Source organism: Croceitalea sp. MTPC5 (assembly GCF_036985505.1).
Lineage (GTDB): Bacteria > Bacteroidota > Bacteroidia > Flavobacteriales > Flavobacteriaceae > Croceitalea.
The window spans coordinates 304091-322205 of record NZ_BTGQ01000003.1 but is presented as its reverse complement, the minus strand read 5'-3'; the positions used below and the strand labels follow the sequence as shown (position 1 = coordinate 322205).

The 18115-nt window shown below is 40.5% G+C and carries 20 protein-coding genes; 10 read left to right on the top strand and 10 right to left on the bottom strand.

The features are described from left to right. The first annotated feature begins 9 nt into the window (after window positions 1–9). The 4 genes from AACM45_RS11485 (at window position 10) to AACM45_RS11470 (ending at window position 3180) form a co-directional block, all read left to right on the top strand. Entirely contained in the window at window positions 10–1200 is a 1191-nt protein-coding gene (locus AACM45_RS11485; RefSeq protein ID WP_339142802.1) for a multidrug transporter, read from the top strand. Window positions 1201–1349: 149 nt separating this feature from the next. After that, window positions 1350–1658 carry a T9SS type A sorting domain-containing protein gene (locus AACM45_RS11480; protein WP_339142801.1) on the top strand — a complete coding sequence of 103 codons (309 nt, stop codon included), beginning with the start codon at window positions 1350–1352 and terminating at the stop codon, window positions 1656–1658. A 144-nt stretch (window positions 1659–1802) separates the two neighbouring features. Further along, on the top strand, window positions 1803–2126 hold the full coding sequence (locus tag AACM45_RS11475; protein WP_339142799.1) for a T9SS type A sorting domain-containing protein: 324 nt from the start codon (window positions 1803–1805) through the stop codon (window positions 2124–2126). 70 nt (window positions 2127–2196) lie between these two features. Next, entirely contained in the window at window positions 2197–3180 is a 984-nt protein-coding gene (locus AACM45_RS11470) for a LuxE/PaaK family acyltransferase (protein ID WP_339142798.1), read from the top strand. Window positions 3181–3182: 2 nt separating this feature from the next. On the opposite strand, the gene tyrS is transcribed toward AACM45_RS11470, so the two are convergent. Then, a complete protein-coding gene (tyrS, locus tag AACM45_RS11465; RefSeq protein WP_339142797.1) occupies window positions 3183–4478 on the bottom strand; it encodes a tyrosine--tRNA ligase in 1296 nt (431 codons plus the stop codon). Between the two features lie 86 nt (window positions 4479–4564). Between tyrS and AACM45_RS11460 the strand changes: the two genes are divergently transcribed. Beyond that, window positions 4565–5578, top strand: coding sequence for an NAD-dependent epimerase/dehydratase family protein (locus AACM45_RS11460; RefSeq protein WP_339143122.1), 1014 nt, complete (start codon window positions 4565–4567; stop codon window positions 5576–5578). On the opposite strand, the gene AACM45_RS11455 is transcribed toward AACM45_RS11460, so the two are convergent. From AACM45_RS11455 to AACM45_RS11445, 3 genes are all read right to left on the bottom strand, one after another. Next, complete coding sequence (locus AACM45_RS11455; RefSeq protein WP_339142796.1) at window positions 5547–5987, bottom strand: DUF4296 domain-containing protein; 441 nt, start codon at window positions 5985–5987, stop codon at window positions 5547–5549. The genes AACM45_RS11460 and AACM45_RS11455 overlap by 32 nt on opposite strands. Before the next feature lie 4 nt (window positions 5988–5991). After that, the gene (locus AACM45_RS11450) at window positions 5992–7326 is read right to left on the bottom strand and encodes a dihydroorotase (RefSeq protein ID WP_339142795.1); all 1335 of its coding nucleotides are present in this window, start codon (window positions 7324–7326) and stop codon (window positions 5992–5994) included. 78 nt (window positions 7327–7404) lie between these two features. Further along, window positions 7405–8133 carry a polyprenol monophosphomannose synthase gene (locus AACM45_RS11445; protein WP_339143121.1) on the bottom strand — a complete coding sequence of 243 codons (729 nt, stop codon included), beginning with the start codon at window positions 8131–8133 and terminating at the stop codon, window positions 7405–7407. A gap of 125 nt (window positions 8134–8258) precedes the next feature. On the opposite strand from AACM45_RS11445, the gene AACM45_RS11440 reads away from it, so the two are divergent. From AACM45_RS11440 to AACM45_RS11430, 3 genes are read left to right on the top strand one after another with little or no spacing between them, the layout of a single operon-like run. Beyond that, window positions 8259–9926 (top strand): ArnT family glycosyltransferase, encoded by a 1668-nt coding sequence (locus AACM45_RS11440; protein ID WP_339142793.1) that lies wholly within the window; start codon window positions 8259–8261, stop codon window positions 9924–9926. Then, complete coding sequence (locus tag AACM45_RS11435; protein WP_339142791.1) at window positions 9923–10579, top strand: DUF4271 domain-containing protein; 657 nt, start codon at window positions 9923–9925, stop codon at window positions 10577–10579. Before AACM45_RS11440 ends, AACM45_RS11435 begins: the two co-directional genes overlap by 4 nt. A gap of 5 nt (window positions 10580–10584) precedes the next feature. Further along, the gene (locus AACM45_RS11430) at window positions 10585–11331 is read left to right on the top strand and encodes a uroporphyrinogen-III synthase (RefSeq protein ID WP_339142789.1); all 747 of its coding nucleotides are present in this window, start codon (window positions 10585–10587) and stop codon (window positions 11329–11331) included. Window positions 11332–11385: 54 nt separating this feature from the next. Here AACM45_RS11430 and pckA read toward each other — a convergent pair whose 3' ends face one another. Next, window positions 11386–13002, bottom strand: a complete 1617-nt coding sequence (gene pckA, locus AACM45_RS11425) for a phosphoenolpyruvate carboxykinase (ATP) (RefSeq protein WP_339142786.1) — start codon at window positions 13000–13002, stop codon at window positions 11386–11388. Between the two features lie 72 nt (window positions 13003–13074). Next, complete coding sequence (locus AACM45_RS11420) at window positions 13075–13458, bottom strand: DUF423 domain-containing protein (protein WP_339142784.1); 384 nt, start codon at window positions 13456–13458, stop codon at window positions 13075–13077. 80 nt (window positions 13459–13538) lie between these two features. Between AACM45_RS11420 and AACM45_RS11415 the strand changes: the two genes are divergently transcribed. Together AACM45_RS11415 and AACM45_RS11410 are read left to right on the top strand one after the other, a co-directional pair. Then, on the top strand, window positions 13539–14912 hold the full coding sequence (locus tag AACM45_RS11415; protein WP_339142782.1) for a saccharopine dehydrogenase family protein: 1374 nt from the start codon (window positions 13539–13541) through the stop codon (window positions 14910–14912). A 48-nt stretch (window positions 14913–14960) separates the two neighbouring features. Beyond that, entirely contained in the window at window positions 14961–15431 is a 471-nt protein-coding gene (locus tag AACM45_RS11410) for an Lrp/AsnC family transcriptional regulator (protein ID WP_339142780.1), read from the top strand. Between the two features lie 229 nt (window positions 15432–15660). On the opposite strand, the gene AACM45_RS11405 is transcribed toward AACM45_RS11410, so the two are convergent. Genes AACM45_RS11405 through AACM45_RS11390 form a run of 4 tightly spaced genes read right to left on the bottom strand, consistent with a single transcriptional unit; the run spans window position 15661 to window position 18018 of the window. Beyond that, window positions 15661–16482 (bottom strand): oxidoreductase, encoded by an 822-nt coding sequence (locus tag AACM45_RS11405; protein WP_339142779.1) that lies wholly within the window; start codon window positions 16480–16482, stop codon window positions 15661–15663. After that, the gene (locus AACM45_RS11400) at window positions 16472–16975 is read right to left on the bottom strand and encodes an SRPBCC family protein (protein WP_339142778.1); all 504 of its coding nucleotides are present in this window, start codon (window positions 16973–16975) and stop codon (window positions 16472–16474) included. Before AACM45_RS11400 ends, AACM45_RS11405 begins: the two co-directional genes overlap by 11 nt. Then, window positions 16968–17354, bottom strand: a complete 387-nt coding sequence (locus tag AACM45_RS11395) for a hypothetical protein (RefSeq protein ID WP_339142777.1) — start codon at window positions 17352–17354, stop codon at window positions 16968–16970. The genes AACM45_RS11400 and AACM45_RS11395 overlap by 8 nt, the downstream gene beginning before the upstream one ends. 7 nt (window positions 17355–17361) lie before the next feature. Continuing rightward, window positions 17362–18018 carry a peroxiredoxin-like family protein gene (locus AACM45_RS11390; RefSeq protein WP_339142776.1) on the bottom strand — a complete coding sequence of 219 codons (657 nt, stop codon included), beginning with the start codon at window positions 18016–18018 and terminating at the stop codon, window positions 17362–17364. Between the last annotated feature and the right edge of the window lie 97 nt (window positions 18019–18115).

The following is an 18115-nucleotide window of genomic DNA, read 5'->3' as shown; positions in this document are numbered from 1 at the left end:
CTCAAAACAATGAAAAACAAGTTTTTATTTTTAGGTATAGCCGCTGCATTGTTCATTGCATGCGAAAGCGACGATACCGCTGATATTATAATTAACGATAACAGTGTTATCAATAATAACAATGGCGAAGAACCGGATCCAAATGTAACCGCAGTAAATCTTAGTGGGGTATTCACTGAAGATCTCACATTGGATCCAAATATCGAATATACTATTACCGGTCCGGTTTTGATGGCAGATGGTACTACATTGACCATTCCTGCAGGTATGACGGTTCGGGCTCAACCTGTTGGTGTAAATGCGTATATCGCTATTCAACAAGGTGCCCAAATCAATGCCATGGGTACGGCAAGTGAGCCCATTGTGCTTACTTCAAACGCAAGCAATCCTTCTTCGGGTGATTGGGGTGGTTTGGTAATTTGTGGTCGAGCGCCTATCAACTCAACTGCAGATGGATCTACCGATACGGCAACTTCAGAAGTTGGTGGACTCTCTTATGGTGGCAATACCCCTACTGACAATTCAGGTATCCTACAATATGTGCGCATCGAATTTGCTGGGGGTGCCATTGATGGAAACGCAGAATTAAATGGTTTATCTGCTTATGCCGTGGGTAGTGGTACCACTATCGATTTTGTTCAAGTCTACGAAGGCTCTGACGACGGTTTTGAATTCTTTGGCGGAACCGTGAATGCAAGTCACTTGGTCGTTGTAAATTCTGAGGATGATTCCATTGATTGGACCGAAGGTTTTACGGGTAATTTGACGGATGTCTACGTTCAACATGGCACAAGTCACGACAAAGCTTTTGAATGTGATGGGTACAATACGGATTTCAGTAATGCATCTGGAGCCTTCTCCGCACCAAATGTGACCAATGTTACCGTAATAGGAGCAAATGATGCAAGCGAAGCAATTCGTTTACGAGCAGGTACGCAAGGATTATTTAATAATGTTGTTATAACCGATTTTGATGAAGCATTTGATTTGGATGGTGATGCCGGTGACAACCCAACCGGACAAGGGGTTATCGATGGCTTATTGAACGTTACGGATGTTACTTTTAATAATGTGACTACAAGATTAAGAAACGACACGGGCTTTACCTTTACAGAAGCAGACTTTATTTTTGGTGAAGGCAACGGAACAGGCACTGATATTGCTACATGGGGTGCCGGATGGACCGTGGGCATTAATTAGTTAATTTAGTTTCATAGTTAAAAAGGCCCCGCTAATTGCGGGGCCTTTTTTTACACTTCATCGAAAAGTGTAGCTTTTTTCCTTAACAAAGTCTTCACACCCTTTCAATTTTTTTATATTTGTGGCATATCGTTTGTTATCAATACTTTATGAAGCAACTTTACCTCGTGTTCTTTTTTATGGTCTGCACTTTAGGATTTTCACAAGAATCCAAGGTTAATAGTGATATAGAGGGCTTCAAATTATACCCCAATCCCACGATCAACGGAAAGATTTTCATCAACACTGCCCAAAACGCGCCTAAGACCGTACATATTTTTGATGTATTGGGTACCCAAGTATTCGAGGCTACCATTCTCGGCAAAGAACTCAATGTCTCTAGACTTGATAAAGGGGTTTATATTTTAAGGGTTTTCGAAAAAGATAAAGTAGCTACCAGAAAGCTCATTATCAAGTAATACCGATTCTTCAATACCATTTTTAGGTATAATTCATGTAGTTCATCGTACTGACCTACAAAGTTTTGCGTTTCACAACATTTAATGGTTTTCTTCGTTGCTGTCAGCTACATTTGTATTGCAATTATCCCAAATCGCACTTACATGAAGAAAATCTACTTAATCGTTCTTATGGCGTTACCCCTATTTACATTCGGTCAAGAATTGGTCAGTGTCAACCATATCGAACCTATCGAGGTTAAAGGTTTTAAAATGTACCCGAATCCCGCTTATGGTGATGAAGTCTATATTACCACGGCCTCTAATGGCAGTAAAGAAATTCAAATCTTTGACGTCTTTGGTGAAATTGTGCTTCACAAACGGATTGCCACCAATACTTTGAATATTTCAAAACTTGTACCCGGTGTATATGTTTTACAGGTATCGGAAAACAAAAAAACAATGACCAGAAAGCTGGTGATAAAATAACTACCCAAACTAACAACATGAAAGCCCCAATACTCGTATTGGGGCTTTTATTTTAGGTATTTTTGTTAGCATGGGCCTTACTTCAGATTCCATTTTCTCGATTACCAACGATTCGGGGTTTGAGACCGCTGCATTACTGGTTTTCAACCATCAGTACCGGCACAACCAAATTTACCGATCGTTTTGTGATCATTTACGGGTAAGCCCGCAACAGGTGAGAACACTAAAAGCGATCCCATATTTACCGATATCGTTTTTTAAAACGAAGAAAGTCGTTTCGACAACCGAAGCACCAAAAGCCATCTTTACCAGTAGCGGAACTACAGGTGCTTCGACCAGCAAACACTATGTGAGCGACCTCTCACTCTATGAAAAAAGTTACTTAAGGGCATTTGAACTCTTTTATGGCAATATCGAAGATTATTGCATTTTGGCCTTGTTACCCTCTTATTTAGAGCGTGAAGGGTCATCATTGATTTATATGGCCAATGATCTCATTCAGAAATCCAAAAATAAAAAAAGTGGCTTCTATTTGAACGACCTCGATAAGCTGATCCTTACCCTAAAAGGATTAGAAGCAGCCAATACCCCAACAATTTTATTAGGTGTATCGTTCGCACTATTGGATTTGGCCGACAACCATACTTTGAACCTGGGCAACACCATTGTAATGGAGACAGGTGGTATGAAGGGCAGGCGAAAGGAAATTATTCGAACGGAACTTCATAAACTATTAAAAAAAGGCTTGGGCGTTTCTGAAGTACATTCAGAATACGGTATGACCGAATTATTATCGCAGGCCTATTCTTTAGGTGATGGAAGATTCCATTGTCCACCGTGGATGCGTGTTTCAACACGCGATACTGAAGACCCGTTGACCCCACAACAATTCGAAAAAACCGGGGGAATCAATATTATCGACCTGGCCAATTACAATTCGTGTTCGTTCATCGCCACCCAAGATCTCGGCAAAAGCTATGCCGATGGTTCTTTTGAAATTTTGGGCCGTTTTGACAATGCCGAAGTCAGGGGCTGTAATTTGATGGTTTTATAACCTCACTTTACAATCAACAAATAATTGTTCCTTTTTCCCTTTTGCAGCAATATGTATTTACCGTTGATAAGGTCGCTTTCAGTAATAGTGTAGTCTTCTTTGACCTTCTCTTTATTTACCGAGATCGAATTTTGTTTTAGTTCGCGTCGCGCCTCCCCATTAGAGCCCAAAAAGTTGGTTTTTGCAGCGAGGGCCCCAATCATATCCAATCCTTCGGTTATCTCAGATCTGGGAAGTTCTGCTTGCGGCACGCCTTCAAAAACATCTAAAAAAGTCTTTTCATCCAATTGCTTCAAATCGTCAGAAGTTGATTTTCCAAATAAAATAGTGCTTGCTTTCATGGCATTATCCAAATCTTCTTGAGAATGCACCATTGTGGTTATCTCTTCGGCCAATTTTCGTTGTAAGGCCCTTTGATGGGGTGCCTCTTTATGGGTTGTTACCAAATTCTCAATCGCCTCCTTGGTCAAAAACGTGAATATCTTGATATATTTTTCCGCGTCCTCATCTGAGGTGTTTAACCAATATTGATAAAAGCGATAAGGTGAGGTTCTATTGGCATCCAACCAAACGTTGCCACTTTCGGTCTTTCCAAATTTGGTGCCATCCGCTTTGGTAATCAACGGGCAGGTCAATGCATAGCCCTTACCCCCGCCTATTCTTCTGATAAGTTCGGTACCTGTGGTAATATTGCCCCATTGATCACTGCCCCCCATTTGAAGGGTACAGTTATGGGCCCTGAACAGATGCAAAAAATCATAACCCTGAACCAATTGATACGTAAATTCGGTAAAGGACATCCCTTCTTTTGCCTCAGCTGACAAACGTTTCTTTACAGAATCTTTAGCCATCATATAATTTACGGTGATGTGTTTGCCTACATCACGAATGAATTCCAGAAAACTGAAATCTTTCATCCAATCGTAATTATTGACCAAAACCGCCGCATTTTTACTGTTGCCCTCAAAATCCAAAAACCGGGAAAGTTGTTCCTTCAAAGCTTCTTGGTTATGTCGCAAGGTCTTTTCATCCAATAAATTTCGCTCAGCCGATTTTCCTGAGGGATCACCGATCATACCCGTTGCACCACCGATCAATGCGAACGGCTTATGGCCGGCAAGTTGAAAATGGCGTAACATCATAACACCTACCAAATGACCAATATGTAACGAATCCGCCGTTGGGTCTATACCCACGTAAGCCGATTGCATACCAGAAAGTAAATGATCTTCGGTACCCGGCATGGCATCATGTAGCATACCCCGCCAAGCTAATTCGGCAACAAAATTTTTAGACATAACCAGCAAATAACAAATTAGCTGCAAATATAGGATCTTGCGCGATTCTAAACATGGAAATTACCATCAATTAGGTACATTTGAAAATGATTTTGGTTACAGGGGGAACAGGACTGGTAGGGTCACATCTACTTTTGGAATTGGTGAGGCTGGGGCGAAAGCCAAGGGCCATTTATCGTCATAAAGACCGTATTGAAGTCACGAAAAAGGTGTTTTCTTATTATGTTGACGACCATGAACTACTTTTCTCATCCATCAAATGGGTTCAGTGCGATATTCTTGATGTTCCGAAACTGGAAATCGCATTTGACGAAATCTCTGAAGTATACCATGCCGCGGCCTTGATCTCTTTTGACCCGACAGATGATAAAACGCTTTTGAAAGTCAATGTTGGTGGCACGGCCAACGTAGCGAACCTATGTATTGCCCATGGGGTTAAAAAACTATGTTATGTTAGCTCGATAGCTGCCATTGGACCCAGCGTTGCAAATGAACCTATCAAAGAATCAAACGACTGGACCGAGACCACCGGTAACGGATACGCCTTATCAAAACATCTTGCGGAAATGGAGGTTTGGCGGGCCTCTCAAGAAGGGGTGCCAGTAGCAATTGTAAACCCAGGGATCATTTTAGGGGCGGGTCATTGGTACAGCGGTAGCGGAAAGTTTTTTTATGCCGCAAGTAAGGCCCCAAAATACTATTTACCGAGCGGAACAGGTTTTGTTTCCGTCGAAGACGTGGTTGCGGCAATGCTGCTGGTCATGGATTCTGAAATCAAAAATGAACGTTTTATTTTGGTTAGTGAAAATTGGACTTATAAATTGCTTTCTGAAATTATCGCAGAAGGATTGGGCAAGAATCCTCCTAAAAAGGAAATAAAGCTTTGGATGCTTGATTTATTTTGGAGACTCGATTGGGTACGTTCAAAATTATTCGGTAAAAAACGAAGACTATCGAAAGCGACGGCAAAGGTTTTCGAAAAGAGGGAATACTATGACACCACAAAGCTTAAAAAGAGCCTGCCTGCTTTCGAATACCAAAATCTAAAGAAAAAAATAGGGGAATATGCTACTGCTTTTTTAAAAGAACGGGCTTCTTGATTTCCCCAGACACATTCTTCATACTGTCTTTTCGCTTTTTAGACTTTTCGCGAACACTTTCATTCTTCTGTTTTCTAGCTTCATCAATCTCTTTTACCTTATCCTCAAGCCTGGCCTTGATCTTCATGTACATATCTTCATACTCTAAAGGTACGGAAGCATAATAAAAATCACTTTCTACAAACTGCAAGCTATCGATACCATGCTTTTCAAATAAATAGGGCATTACCTCAATTTCCCTGTCATTTAAGGCTTGAGGGTTTGTTGAACTCGCTGAATTCAACAACGCCAAATCATATAGGACATCAATCATTTTGTTCTTCGGAATCAGATCCGCGGGAGGCTCAACAACCTTTTCAGCACAGGATATCAAGCTGGTCATTGCTATAAAAAAAAGGATTTTTCGCATCGGTCTACCTATCAAAAGTGAGTCTTTTCGCATTTCTTTCCTTGGAAAGAACACCGTTATCAAAAGCCAAATGCCCATTGACAAAGGTTCGTTTGACTTCAGAATCAAAAGTAACACCTTCAAATGGTGACCACCCACATTTATAGAAAATATTATCTTTTTTAACCTGCCATTTAGAGTCTTGCGAAACCTGTACCAAATCAGCAAAATAACCTTCTTTGACAAACCCCCTTTTTTCAATATCAAACAGTATAGCCGGACTATGACACATTTTTTGGACTATCTTTTCTAGTGGGATAAGGCCCTGGGCATGTTTTTGTAACATCGCGGGAAGTGCATGTTGTACCAACGGTCCGCCGGAAGGTGCATTTACATAGTCGTTCATTTTCTCATCGATGGTATGGGGTGCGTGGTCCGTGGCGATTACATCGATACGGTCATCAAGCAACGCCTGCCACAATTGGTCTTTATCGCTGGCCGTTTTCACAGCAGGATTCCATTTGATCAATGTTCCCTTTTCTTCATAATCGATATCTGAAAACCAAAGATGGTGAATACAGACTTCAGCGGTTATTTTTTTCTCTCTTAGGGGAATGTCATTTCGAAACAAATCGGTTTCCTTACCCGTTGAAAGGTGAAAAACATGCAATCGGGCACCCGTTTTTTTGGCTAGGGCAATTGCTTTTGAAGACGAAAGGTAACATGCCTCTTCACTACGTATAATCGGATGGTATTTTATAGGAATGGCATCACCGAATTCTTGTTGATATTTTGCCAAGTTCGCCCTTATGGTACCTTCATCCTCACAATGGGTCGATATGACCATGTCGGTATTCAAAAAAATCTGTTCCAACACTTTTTCGTCATCTACCAGCATATTACCGGTAGAGGAACCCAAAAATAACTTGACCCCCGAGCAACTTTTTTTATCGAGCTTCTTCAGTTCTTCCAAATTGTCATTGGTACCCCCGAATAAAAAAGAATAATTGGCAAACGAAGATGACTTCGCCCGTTCAAATTTATCCTCCAATTTTTTGATGGTGGTCGTCTGCGGATTCGTATTTGGTTGCTCCATAAACGAAGTAATGCCACCGGCAATCGCAGCCCTGCTTTCCGTTGCTATATTTCCCTTATGGGTAAGGCCAGGCTCCCTAAAATGTACTTGGTCATCAATTACACCGGGCAATAACAGATTCCCTTTAAAGTCAATTATTTGGGCATTACTTGACGAAATATTCTTATCAATCCGTTCTATATATTCCCCACGAATCAAAACATCGGTTTCGAACGTATCACCTTCGTTGACGGTTAACGTATTTTTGAGTAAAATCGGTTTCATTTAGCGTTTTTTATAGATAATGGGCGATGGTTATCACAAATGATAAAAACAGTAAAATTCGTTGCCATAGCATTTCTTTTAAAAGGTTTTTCGCTTAAAAACACTTCTTAATTTCATACTAATAACCCCTAGTATGGCCTCTCTGATAATAGCGGAATTCATCTTTGACTGCCCGTTAATCCTATCTGTAAAGACTATTGATACTTCTTGAATGCTAAACTTCTTTAAATAGGCCCGGTATTTCATTTCTATCTGAAAGGCATATCCGATAAAGCGAACCGCATCAAGATCTATGGCCTCTAGCACTTTCCGTTTGTAACAAACGAATCCCGCCGTGGGATCGTGCACCCTCATACCGGTAATCAATTTCACATAGAAAGAAGCCCCGTATGAAAGTAGTATTCGACTCAACGGCCAATTTACCACATTGACCCCTTTTTTATAGCGTGAGCCAACAGCAACATCGGCCCCATTCAAACACGCTCTATGCAACCGTAAAAGGTCACTCGGTTTATGCGAAAAATCAGCATCCATTTCAAAAATATACTCATACCCTTGTTTTAAGGCCCATTTGAACCCATAGATATAAGCAGTTCCCAAACCTGACTTTTCTTCCCTGACCTCAAGAAACAGGTTATCGGAAAATTCTTGCTGAAGTTTTCGAACATTTGCAGCCGTGCCATCAGGCGAATTATCATCCACTACCAGAACATGAAAGCTTTTTTTCAAGTCAAAGACCGTTCGTATGATAGCCTCTATGTTCTCGATTTCATTAAATGTTGGTATAATGACCAATCGTTCTGCCACAAACTCTAATTTTGTTGGCAAAAATAAGGTTTTTATGTGCTTTACGAACTTTAAAACAGGCCTTCGGCAAAACCAAAACCTTGTTCGCATTATTTGTAACTTTGCCCGCTGTAAGTAAAACGTAAATGTCGAAACAGTTTACCAAACCCTTTCTTCTTTTTTTAACGGCTTTTTTACTCCTTAACCTGATACAGGGCGCCTCTACACAGCTTCTCTACGACGAAGCTTATTATTGGTACTACGCACAGAACCTAAGCTGGGGTTATTTTGACCACCCGCCCATGGTGGCCTTACTGATTTGGGTAAGTGGACTTTTCTTTGACGGGGAGCTCGGTGTTCGTTTTATGAGTTGCCTAATGAGTGCAGGAACCGTCGTTATACTTTGGCTGCTAATAGACGACAACACTAAAAGAAAGTTTGTTTCACATTTTTTCTTGTTACTCTTTTCGATGGCATTGTTCAACGCTTACGGGTTTTTCACTTTACCGGATACTCCTTTATTGTTTTTTACGGCCCTGTTCTTATTGGTGTATAAACACTTTCTAGCTAAACCCACCATCATAAATTCGATATTCATGGGCCTTGTAATGGCTTGCCTTATGTACAGCAAGTATCACGCGGTATTGGTCATCATTTTTGTACTGCTATCCAATTTGCGATTATTGAAAAATAAGTGGGCTTGGTTAGCGGTCATAATTTCTTTGCTATGCTACCTACCGCATTTTCTCTGGCTTTTCGAAAACGACTTTGTATCCATTGATTACCATATTTCAGAAAGACCGAACCAGCCTTATAGTTTTGCCGGTTTTACCCTTGGCTACATCCTTAATTTGATCGTAAATTTTGGTTTGCTCTTTCCTTGGTTTTATTATGCCTTATTCAAGGCAAAACCAAAAGACACTTTTAAAAGGGCCCTTTTATTCTTGACCTATGGGGTCATTATTTTTTTCTTTCTTTCAAGTTTTCATCGAAGGACACAAGCGCAATGGGTCATTGTGATCTGCATACCAATGGCAATTATTTGTTATGGGTTTTTACTTCAAAACGTAAAGGCTCGAAAATGGATGTACCGATTTTCAATAGTCAGTATTTTCATCTTACTTTATGCCCGAATTTGGCTTGTATACCAACCTTTGCTTCCTAAAGTATTCGAAACGCACGGAAACAAGGAGTGGGTTTCACAACTACATGATTTTACTGGGGACACACCTGTGGTTTTTGAGAATAGTTATCGAGAATCATCGATGTACCACTTTTATTCGCGTGAGCCATCATTCTCAATGAACAATGCGTTTTACCGTCGAAACCAATATTCAATCGATAGCTCTGAATCACGAATTCAGGGTAAAAGGATAGCCTATCTTTCGAAGTATACGAATTCTGGGGATTTCAGTTATGAAAATCCGGGGGGGGACACGGTTTTTTTAAACTACATCGATAGTTTGCGATCGTTTCGAAAAATTAGATGTTATGTTCCAGGAGATACTGTATCAACACAACAGAAGAATCAGCTATTAAAAATTTATAATCCCTATAATCAAGAAATTGAGCTCGATAAAATTGATATTAGGGTTGGATTTTTAAATGCCTATAAGCAGCTTAAAGAGCTTAAAGCCTTGAACTGTGAACCCGTATCTGTGGGTATAAAATCACTTCAAGCTAAAGATACAACGCTGTTTCGCTTTAACTTGCCCGAAACGAAGTTGGTTGAACCGAAATATGTCAGGTTTTCCGTCTCTGAAAATGAGCTACCCCCAGGCATTAATAGCACAAGCATAAAACTAAGGGAATGAATCCAACCTACAGAACCATACTTACTTTAGATTGGGTCGCCATTGTCTTGTTCATTGCCTTGGTATTGCTCAGTGTAAGCAAGTATTTTTTCTCGGTAAATTTTCGAATGTTCTTAATACTACCCTTCAATGATAAGTATTTAAAAACCTCAAGAAAAAAAGGCAAATTGTTTAATTGGTTTCATGTAGTGCTGACGGTTTTTCAAATCATGGTACTATCCCTATTCGTCTTTCTATCAAACAACATTTTGAAGGGGCAACGTATTGATTTCTATCCCATATTGTACTGGATACTCCTTTTCTCCCTAGTGGCCTTTGTTTGTTTAAAGGTAATCTTACAATTCGGCAATGGTTACTTCTTTCAAAATGTACAGACCATGGCCAATCTTGTTTTTGAAAAGCTGACCTATTTCAATTATAGCGCACTGTTGGCCTTTGTTGGGTGCATTTTATTGGCATATGTGCTACCAGACTCCAAAACCTTGGTATACGTAATAACAACTGGTGTAATCCTAATTAATCTTATCGGATTTATCAAAGTATTGAGAAACCATCAAAAGTTGATTGTTACAAACTTTATATATTTTATTTTGTACCTTTGCACACTCGAAATTTCACCCTTGGTGATTATCGTAAGCTATCTAAAAGATTGATTCTTATGAAAGTAAAAACGATTTTGGTGTCGCAACCGGAGCCAAAAATGGAAAACTCCCCGTACTCTCGCCTAATTGAAAAAGCAAAGGTCAAGGTAGATTTTAGGCCTTTTATACATGTTGAGGGTGTTGAGGCGAAAAGTGTAAGACAACAAAAAATCGACTTGAACGATTACACCGCAATTGTATTAACCAGTAGAAATGCAGTCGATCATTTTTTCAGAATCGCTGAAGAGATGCGCTTTAAGGTGCCTGATTCCATGAAATATTTCTGTCAATCAGAGGCCGTAGCCTATTATTTGCAAAAGTATGTGGTTTACAGAAAAAGAAAGATTTATGTTGGGAAGCGTCTTTTCAGTGACCTGACCCCGATGTTTAAAAAATATAAGGACGAGAAGTTCTTACTACCGTCATCCGATACTTTAAAGCCTCAGGTACCGAAGGTTCTTGATGGTCTAAAACTCGATTGGAAACGTGGTATTTTCTACAAGACCGTGGTCAGTGACCTTTCTGATTTGAAAGAGGTCTATTATGATGTTTTGGTATTTTTTAGCCCTTCAGGAATTGAGTCCCTTTTAAAGAATTTTCCTGATTTTGAGCAAAATGATACAAGAATCGCCGTTTTCGGAAACAGTACCGTAACCGCAGCTACCGATGCTGGGTTACGCATTGATATCAAAGCGCCGACACCAGAGACACCATCAATGACCATGGCACTTCAAAAATACATTACCGACGTTAATAAAGCGTAAGTAATCTATTTAAAAAAAATAAAAAACCCTCGGTCGACCGAGGGTTTTTTATTTTTAGAAAGCATAGCGTTGTGGGCCACCACGCCTTATCTCTTCATTGGCATGTGCCTCAAATTTTTTGAAGTTCTCACGAAATGCATTGGATAGCTTAAATGCCGTTTGGTAATAGGCCTCATCATCATTCCATGTCGCCCTCGGACTCAATACCTTAGTGGGTACACCTGGGCATTCCCTCGGCTGTGCCACACCGAACACCGAATGTATATGGTAGTTGTCATACGTATATAACCCCAGTTTTCCGCTTATCGCCGCACTGATCATTGCCCTGGTATATTTTAGTTTCATACGGGTACCAATACCATAGGGCCCGCCGGTCCAACCGGTATTCACCAACCAGACATCAACACCTGAATCTACCATTTTCTTGCTCAACATCTCACCGTATTTTGCCGGGTGCAGAGGCATGAAAGGTGCCCCGAAGCAGGCAGAGAACGAGGGCTGCGGTTCTACCACACCAGCTTCGGTTCCCGCCACTTTGGCCGTGTAGCCCGACATGAAATGATAGGCCGCCTGGGCTGGGGTAAGCTTTGATATCGGGGGCAGTACCCCAAAGGCGTCAGCAGTCAAAAAGAAAACATTTTTGACATTCTTGCCTATTGAAGGTTGTTGAATATTATCAATGTGGTAAATGGGGTAACTTACCCTTGTATTTTGGGTAATGGTAGTATCTTCAAAATCAACGGCCCCGTTGGTATCCATGACGACATTCTCTAGTATGGCCCCTTTTTTTATGGCCCCATAGATTTCAGGCTCATTCTCTTGCGAAAGGTTAATGACCTTTGCATAACACCCTCCCTCAAAATTGAACACCTTGTTATCGGCCGTCCAACCATGTTCGTCATCACCGATCAGCCTTCGATTTGGGTCGGTGGAAAGGGTTGTTTTTCCCGTGCCCGACAATCCAAAAAATATAGCGGTATCGCCACCTTCACCTACATTTGCAGAGCAATGCATCGGCAAGGTGTTTTTATAAACGGGCAGGATAAAATTCAAAGCAGAAAAGATTCCCTTCTTGATTTCCCCTGTGTATCCGGTTCCACCGATCAGGGCAATCTTTTTCGTAAAATCAAGTATGGCGAAGTTGTGTTGTCTCGTTCCATCAACTGACGCATCGGCCATAAAACCCGGCGCATTGATTACCGTCCACTCTGGAACAAAATCATGCAACTCATCCGCTTCAGGGCGCAAGAACATATTGTATGCGAACATATTCGACCATGGGTATTCATTGATGACCCTAATATTCGTTCGATAATCGTTTTCTGCACAGGCATAGGCATCACGAACGAATAATTCTTTTTCGCCTAAATAAGTAATTACCTTCTTGTAAAGCTTTTCGAACTTATCTGGGTCAAAGGGAATATTGATATCACCCCACCAAACCTTATCTTTCGTTATCGCATCTTTTACAATGAAACGGTCTTTTGGCGACCTTCCTGTGAATTCCCCGGTATTGACCGCTAAAGCACCTAGGGAAGATTCAACACCCATACCCTTTTCAATGGTTATTTGATGCAATTCATTGGATGATAATTGATAATGCACGTTTGAATGCGTTATTCCGTAAGAGGCCAACGAAATCGATTTCGTAGATTGGGCATTTGTTGCCATAAAGTTGTTTTAAAATTGGTGCAAAGCTAAAAAAATATAATCCTTACACTCATAAAATAAAGTCCTATTCCATTATTTTTTGGTTAAAATCGCATATAACAACACTCCCCATGCCGCGATTAGCATTGTTCCCCCTATCGGGGTTACAAAACCGATCTTTCTAAAGTCGAATGATGTTAAGGTATTGGTAGCCAACCCGTAAATTGAACCAGAGAATAATACTACACCAAATAGGGTCAAATAGAATACCGTCGTTTTCGTGCCATTTGATACCGATGGCAATAAGCTTAAAACCATTAAAAAGAAGGCATGGTACATTTGATATTTGATTCCGGTCTCAAACGTGTTGATATCTTCTGGGCCAATACTCTTTTTCAAACCGTGGGCACCAAAAGCCCCTAGAATGACAGCTAAAATTCCTAAAACCAGTCCTGTCGCTAAAATTGTTTTGTTCATAACTCAAATAGACAAATTACTTAAAAATATAACATTTTGATACCTTAGTAGGCGTTATACGCAAAAGTAAGTCAATCCTTATGTCTCGAAAAATTTTAGTTCTAGGTGCCGGTAAATCCACATCCTTTCTAATTGATTACTTTTTAGATAAATCCACTAGTGAAAACCTATCACTGATCATAGCCGACCTTAATCCCGAAGCTATCGCCACCAAAATCAGAAATCACCCAAACTGTGAGGTCGTTACGCTTGATATTTTTGATGAAGAGGCCCTCAAAAAACAGGTTTCAGCAGCAACCATCGTAGTTTCAATGCTACCCGCACGTTTTCATATAAAGGTTGCCCAAAACTGTTTGGCTTACGGAAAACATTTGGTTACGGCATCTTACGTTAGCGACGACATCAAAAAACTCCATGACGCCGTGACTTCAAAAGGATTGGTTTTTATGAATGAAGTCGGCCTTGATCCCGGTATTGACCATATGAGTGCCATGGAGGTTATTGACAGGATAAGGGACAATGGCGGTAAAATGTTACTTTTTGAATCGTTCACCGGTGGTTTGGTGGCACCTGAAAGCGACGACAACCTTTGGAACTATAAATTCACCTGGAACCCAAGAAATGTGGTGTTGGCAGGTCAAGGCGGTGCGGCCAAATTTATACAAGAGGGCACTTATAAATACATTCCATACCACAAATTGTTCAGACGTACCGAATTTTTGGATATTGAAGGGTATGGAAAGTTCGAGGCCTATGCCAATCGCGATTCTTTATGGTATCGCGAAGCTTACGGACTCGAAAATGTGCTGACCCTTTATCGCGGTACGATGCGACGTATTGGTTTTTCAAAGGCCTGGAATATGTTTGTTCAGTTAGGCATGACCGATGATAGTTACACCATTGAAAATTCAGAGGGTATGTCGTATCGCGATTTTGTAAACCTTTTTTTACCGTACTCCCCAACAGACTCCGTAGAACTGAAACTTCGCCACTACCTCAAAATAGATCAAGACGATATCATGTGGGGGAAACTGTTGGAACTCAACCTTTTTGATGCCCATAAAAAAATCACCAAGAAAAACGCAACACCGGCACAAGGCTTACAGCAGATTTTGGAGGAGAGCTGGACCTTAAAGGACAACGAAAAAGACATTATCGTCATGTACCATAAGTTCGGTTATGAATTGGAGGGCCAAAAGAAACAATTGGACGCCAATATGGTCGTGATTGGTGAAAATAGAACCCACACCGCGATGGCAAAAACAGTGGGTCTCCCTGTTGCCATAGCCACCTTACAAATTCTAAACCAGAAGATTACCAAGCCCGGGGTACAAATACCCATTTCAAAAGAGGTATATACCCCGATTCTTGACGAATTAAAAACATTCGGAATCACTTTCAATGAATTTCAAGTGCCTTATCTGGGCTACAACCCCGATTCCGTGGCCAGTTAAAAATTAAAACACTTTCTATATCTTTGGGTTTCTAATTTTCAGCGAATTATGAAAAAAGCTAACACTTCCGTTAAAATAGATGGTATTGACAAAAAAATTCTTAGATACTTGATGGAAGATGCGAGACGACCGGTACTTGAAATCGCTCGAAACATCGGAATTTCCGGCGCCGCCATACACCAACGCCTTCGAAAGCTAGAAGCTTCAGGACTACTAGCAGGATCCAAATTTGTAATCAACCCTAAAGTCTTGGGATATACTACCATGGCATATATTGGTATTTTTTTAGACAAAGCCATGTCAAACCCGAGGGCAGTGGCCGCCCTAAAAAAAATTCCTGAAGTACTGGAATGCCACTACACTACGGGTAACTGGTCCATTTTGATAAAAGTATTATGCCAAGACAATGAGCATTTAATGCAATTGCTCAATAAAGAAATCCAACAAATTGAAGGGGTATCACGTACTGAAACGTTTATATCACTCAACCAACAAATCGATAGGCAGATTTCTATTTAACCGATGCCAGATTTAAACTTCCGATACTTATTTTGATTTTCAACAATTTATGTTTCGGTGTCAGGTCAAGCCTATCTTGTCGGTAGAAGGGCGCAGTCGACATTTTAAATCTTAAGACCTCTCTATAGTAATTTATACTGGGCGAAGCGAAGTATTAGAGGTGATAGCTACCTATCTTTATTTGCCTCTATCCCATTTATGGGATTAAAAACCTTACTTCGAACCCACTTCATTTAAAAACGGTACTCGCTGCAATTTCAGCATTTTGTTGTAGATCTGCCGCAACACTATCCAGCTTCATTTTAATGGTCATTAAAGGTACTTTGCCCAATGGTAAACGTAATGTGGGTTTCTCTGCGTTTACCAAATCAATGATGGCCAACGCCGCTTTTACGGGATCCCCTTCTTGTTTGCCGTCTACTCCTTTAAGTTTAGAGCGAAAAGCCCCAGCCGTATCGGCATAATCGTAAATTACTTTTTTTGCTTCAGGCAATCCCTTAGAAGCGAATTTAGTTCGAAACGGACCTGGCTCTACCAAGGTCAACTTTATCCCCAATGGCTCAACTTCTTGTGCCAAGGCCTCTGAGAAACCCTCTAGGGCAAACTTGCTTGCGTTATATATTCCGAAACCCGCAAAAGCCTTTACGCCGCCGTGCGAAGAAATCTGAACGATATGGCCATTACCTTGTAACCGCATTTTAGGGAGTACCTCTTGCGTTACTTTCAAAGCACTAAAAAAGTTAGCCTCAAACACCCTTCTGGTCTCTTCGATACTTGTTTCTTCTATGGCCCCCACGAATCCGATACCTGCATTATTGACCAAAACGTCAATCGTATCAAGATTGGCAATTACCTGTTCAATTTGTTCGTGACTTGTGACATCCAAAAGCACGGCATGCCCCTTGCCTGCATGGGCCTCATTAAATTGTAGCACTTGCCCTTCATTTCTAAATGTGCCGATAACATAATCTCCAGAGTCCATTACCGTTCTTGCCAAAGCCTTACCCAAGCCACTTGATATTCCTGTAATCAACCATATTCTATTCTTCATCACTATATGTTTTTTTGATATTTGATAAAAGTATTTTTTGAAAATTGCCAATGGTAGTCACCATTGTTTCCCTGTTTTCTTCTTGAACTTTAAAAACGGCATCAAAGCGAATTTTATAGTCATTTGAATTAGTGGGGATTATTTTAATTGTTGCCTTGTACCCTGAAATTGGCATTGGGGTTTCAATCATTTCATAAACAAGGGTATGCTTATCATTGTCTAATTCAATTACATGCTCAATTACTTTCAAACCATTCGATTTTAAGGTCAACGTAACTAGTGCCCCCTTGCCACTTCCTACTGTTTCGGTTTTGGAAATAATTTCTGGCACCAATACGTCTAAGTTTGTAAGATCGGATAGTACTGTCCATACTTCGTTTCTTCTTGTGTTCATTTCGATACTGTTCGAGACCGCAACCTTTTTAAAGGTTTGTGCCTTGCCAATAGCTGAAATCAGAACGAAAAGCAATGTCATGACTATTGCCCTATACATGCCCAAAATTTATGGCCGTTTTGATCGTCTTAAATTGAAAATAGGTAGCTATGGCAAACAAGATAGTTGGCAACAACCATATTCCATTGCCGATAAAGTCATGTGCCACATGGAAAGCCACGATGTTGAAAACAATCGGAAGAAGCAAAAGCCAACCTAAAAATCTCGTTTTTGGTATAGCTATTAAAATTCCCCCAAGAATTTCTGCGATTGCCACCACTATGAATAAATAAGACGTAAACATTGCCCCCATAAAACTTTGTGCCGTTGGATCAGCCGGCGGCTCTACCGGAATAAAACCAAGAAACTTATTAAGTCCAAAAATGACCATTAAGATTGCCAAGAGCCAATTTGTGCTATTTTGAATTTTATTTCTCATCGGATTCTTACTTTAAAGCATTAATAATTTCTGAAACCTCCACACGATTCCTATAATCACCACCTTCTGCCTTTGCAAAAGAAACCGTGCCGTTTTTTTCGATTACGAATACGGCGGGTATTGGTAGTTCCCTAGAATCGCCTGAATAATGTGCATCAAAATCAAACCCAAGTGCCGTCATCGTATTGACCGGGGCATCCGCATTTTTAAATACGGTCGTATACATTCTAGCGACGGTATTTCCTTTATCGCTCAATACCTCGAAATTGAGTTTATTCTTTTCTGCTATGGTCAAAGATTCATCAGGGGTTTGTGGCGAGATTGCAACCAATGTTGCATCCAAAGCATGGATTTCATCCAGTGACTTTTGATAAAGCGCCAGTTGAAGGTTGCAATACGGACACCAAGAACCTCTGTAAAAAGTTAATACTACGCTGCTCATTTTCAATAGGTCGTAGAGCCTAACGGTTTTGCCGGTTGCATTTGAAAGCGAAAAATCCGGTGCCTTGTCGCCAACTTGCAATGGTAGAATCGATTCATGCCTTAGTTGCAGATCTTCGGCGTCTTTGTCGAAAACGTCAAGCGCTTCTTTAGGAAGCATTGTACCCAAATTGGTACGCAGTTCTTTCAGGTTATCTCGGTACGAGTTTGTTTCTGTGTTCATTTTACTTTGTTTTGGATAAAGTCACTATTGACCCTACAAAGGTGTGGCGATATGCTAGCACTAAAAATGAACTGGTTTAGGAAATACCCTTGAACTA

Coding starts and splice junctions, on each gene's coding strand:
- AACM45_RS11485 (WP_339142802.1), top strand. CDS start 10: ATGAAAAACAAGTTTTTATTTTTAGGTATAGCCGCTGCATTGTTCATT.
- AACM45_RS11480 (WP_339142801.1), top strand. CDS start 1,350: ATGAAGCAACTTTACCTCGTGTTCTTTTTTATGGTCTGCACTTTAGGA.
- AACM45_RS11475 (WP_339142799.1), top strand. CDS start 1,803: ATGAAGAAAATCTACTTAATCGTTCTTATGGCGTTACCCCTATTTACA.
- AACM45_RS11470 (WP_339142798.1), top strand. CDS start 2,197: ATGGGCCTTACTTCAGATTCCATTTTCTCGATTACCAACGATTCGGGG.
- tyrS (WP_339142797.1), bottom strand. CDS start 4,478: ATGTCTAAAAATTTTGTTGCCGAATTAGCTTGGCGGGGTATGCTACAT.
- AACM45_RS11460 (WP_339143122.1), top strand. CDS start 4,565: ATGATTTTGGTTACAGGGGGAACAGGACTGGTAGGGTCACATCTACTT.
- AACM45_RS11455 (WP_339142796.1), bottom strand. CDS start 5,987: ATGCGAAAAATCCTTTTTTTTATAGCAATGACCAGCTTGATATCCTGT.
- AACM45_RS11450 (WP_339142795.1), bottom strand. CDS start 7,326: ATGAAACCGATTTTACTCAAAAATACGTTAACCGTCAACGAAGGTGAT.
- AACM45_RS11440 (WP_339142793.1), top strand. CDS start 8,259: ATGTCGAAACAGTTTACCAAACCCTTTCTTCTTTTTTTAACGGCTTTT.
- AACM45_RS11435 (WP_339142791.1), top strand. CDS start 9,923: ATGAATCCAACCTACAGAACCATACTTACTTTAGATTGGGTCGCCATT.
- AACM45_RS11430 (WP_339142789.1), top strand. CDS start 10,585: ATGAAAGTAAAAACGATTTTGGTGTCGCAACCGGAGCCAAAAATGGAA.
- pckA (WP_339142786.1), bottom strand. CDS start 13,002: ATGGCAACAAATGCCCAATCTACGAAATCGATTTCGTTGGCCTCTTAC.
- AACM45_RS11420 (WP_339142784.1), bottom strand. CDS start 13,458: ATGAACAAAACAATTTTAGCGACAGGACTGGTTTTAGGAATTTTAGCT.
- AACM45_RS11415 (WP_339142782.1), top strand. CDS start 13,539: ATGTCTCGAAAAATTTTAGTTCTAGGTGCCGGTAAATCCACATCCTTT.
- AACM45_RS11410 (WP_339142780.1), top strand. CDS start 14,961: ATGAAAAAAGCTAACACTTCCGTTAAAATAGATGGTATTGACAAAAAA.
- AACM45_RS11405 (WP_339142779.1), bottom strand. CDS start 16,482: ATGAAGAATAGAATATGGTTGATTACAGGAATATCAAGTGGCTTGGGT.
- AACM45_RS11400 (WP_339142778.1), bottom strand. CDS start 16,975: ATGTATAGGGCAATAGTCATGACATTGCTTTTCGTTCTGATTTCAGCT.
- AACM45_RS11395 (WP_339142777.1), bottom strand. CDS start 17,354: ATGAGAAATAAAATTCAAAATAGCACAAATTGGCTCTTGGCAATCTTA.
- AACM45_RS11390 (WP_339142776.1), bottom strand. CDS start 18,018: ATGAACACAGAAACAAACTCGTACCGAGATAACCTGAAAGAACTGCGT.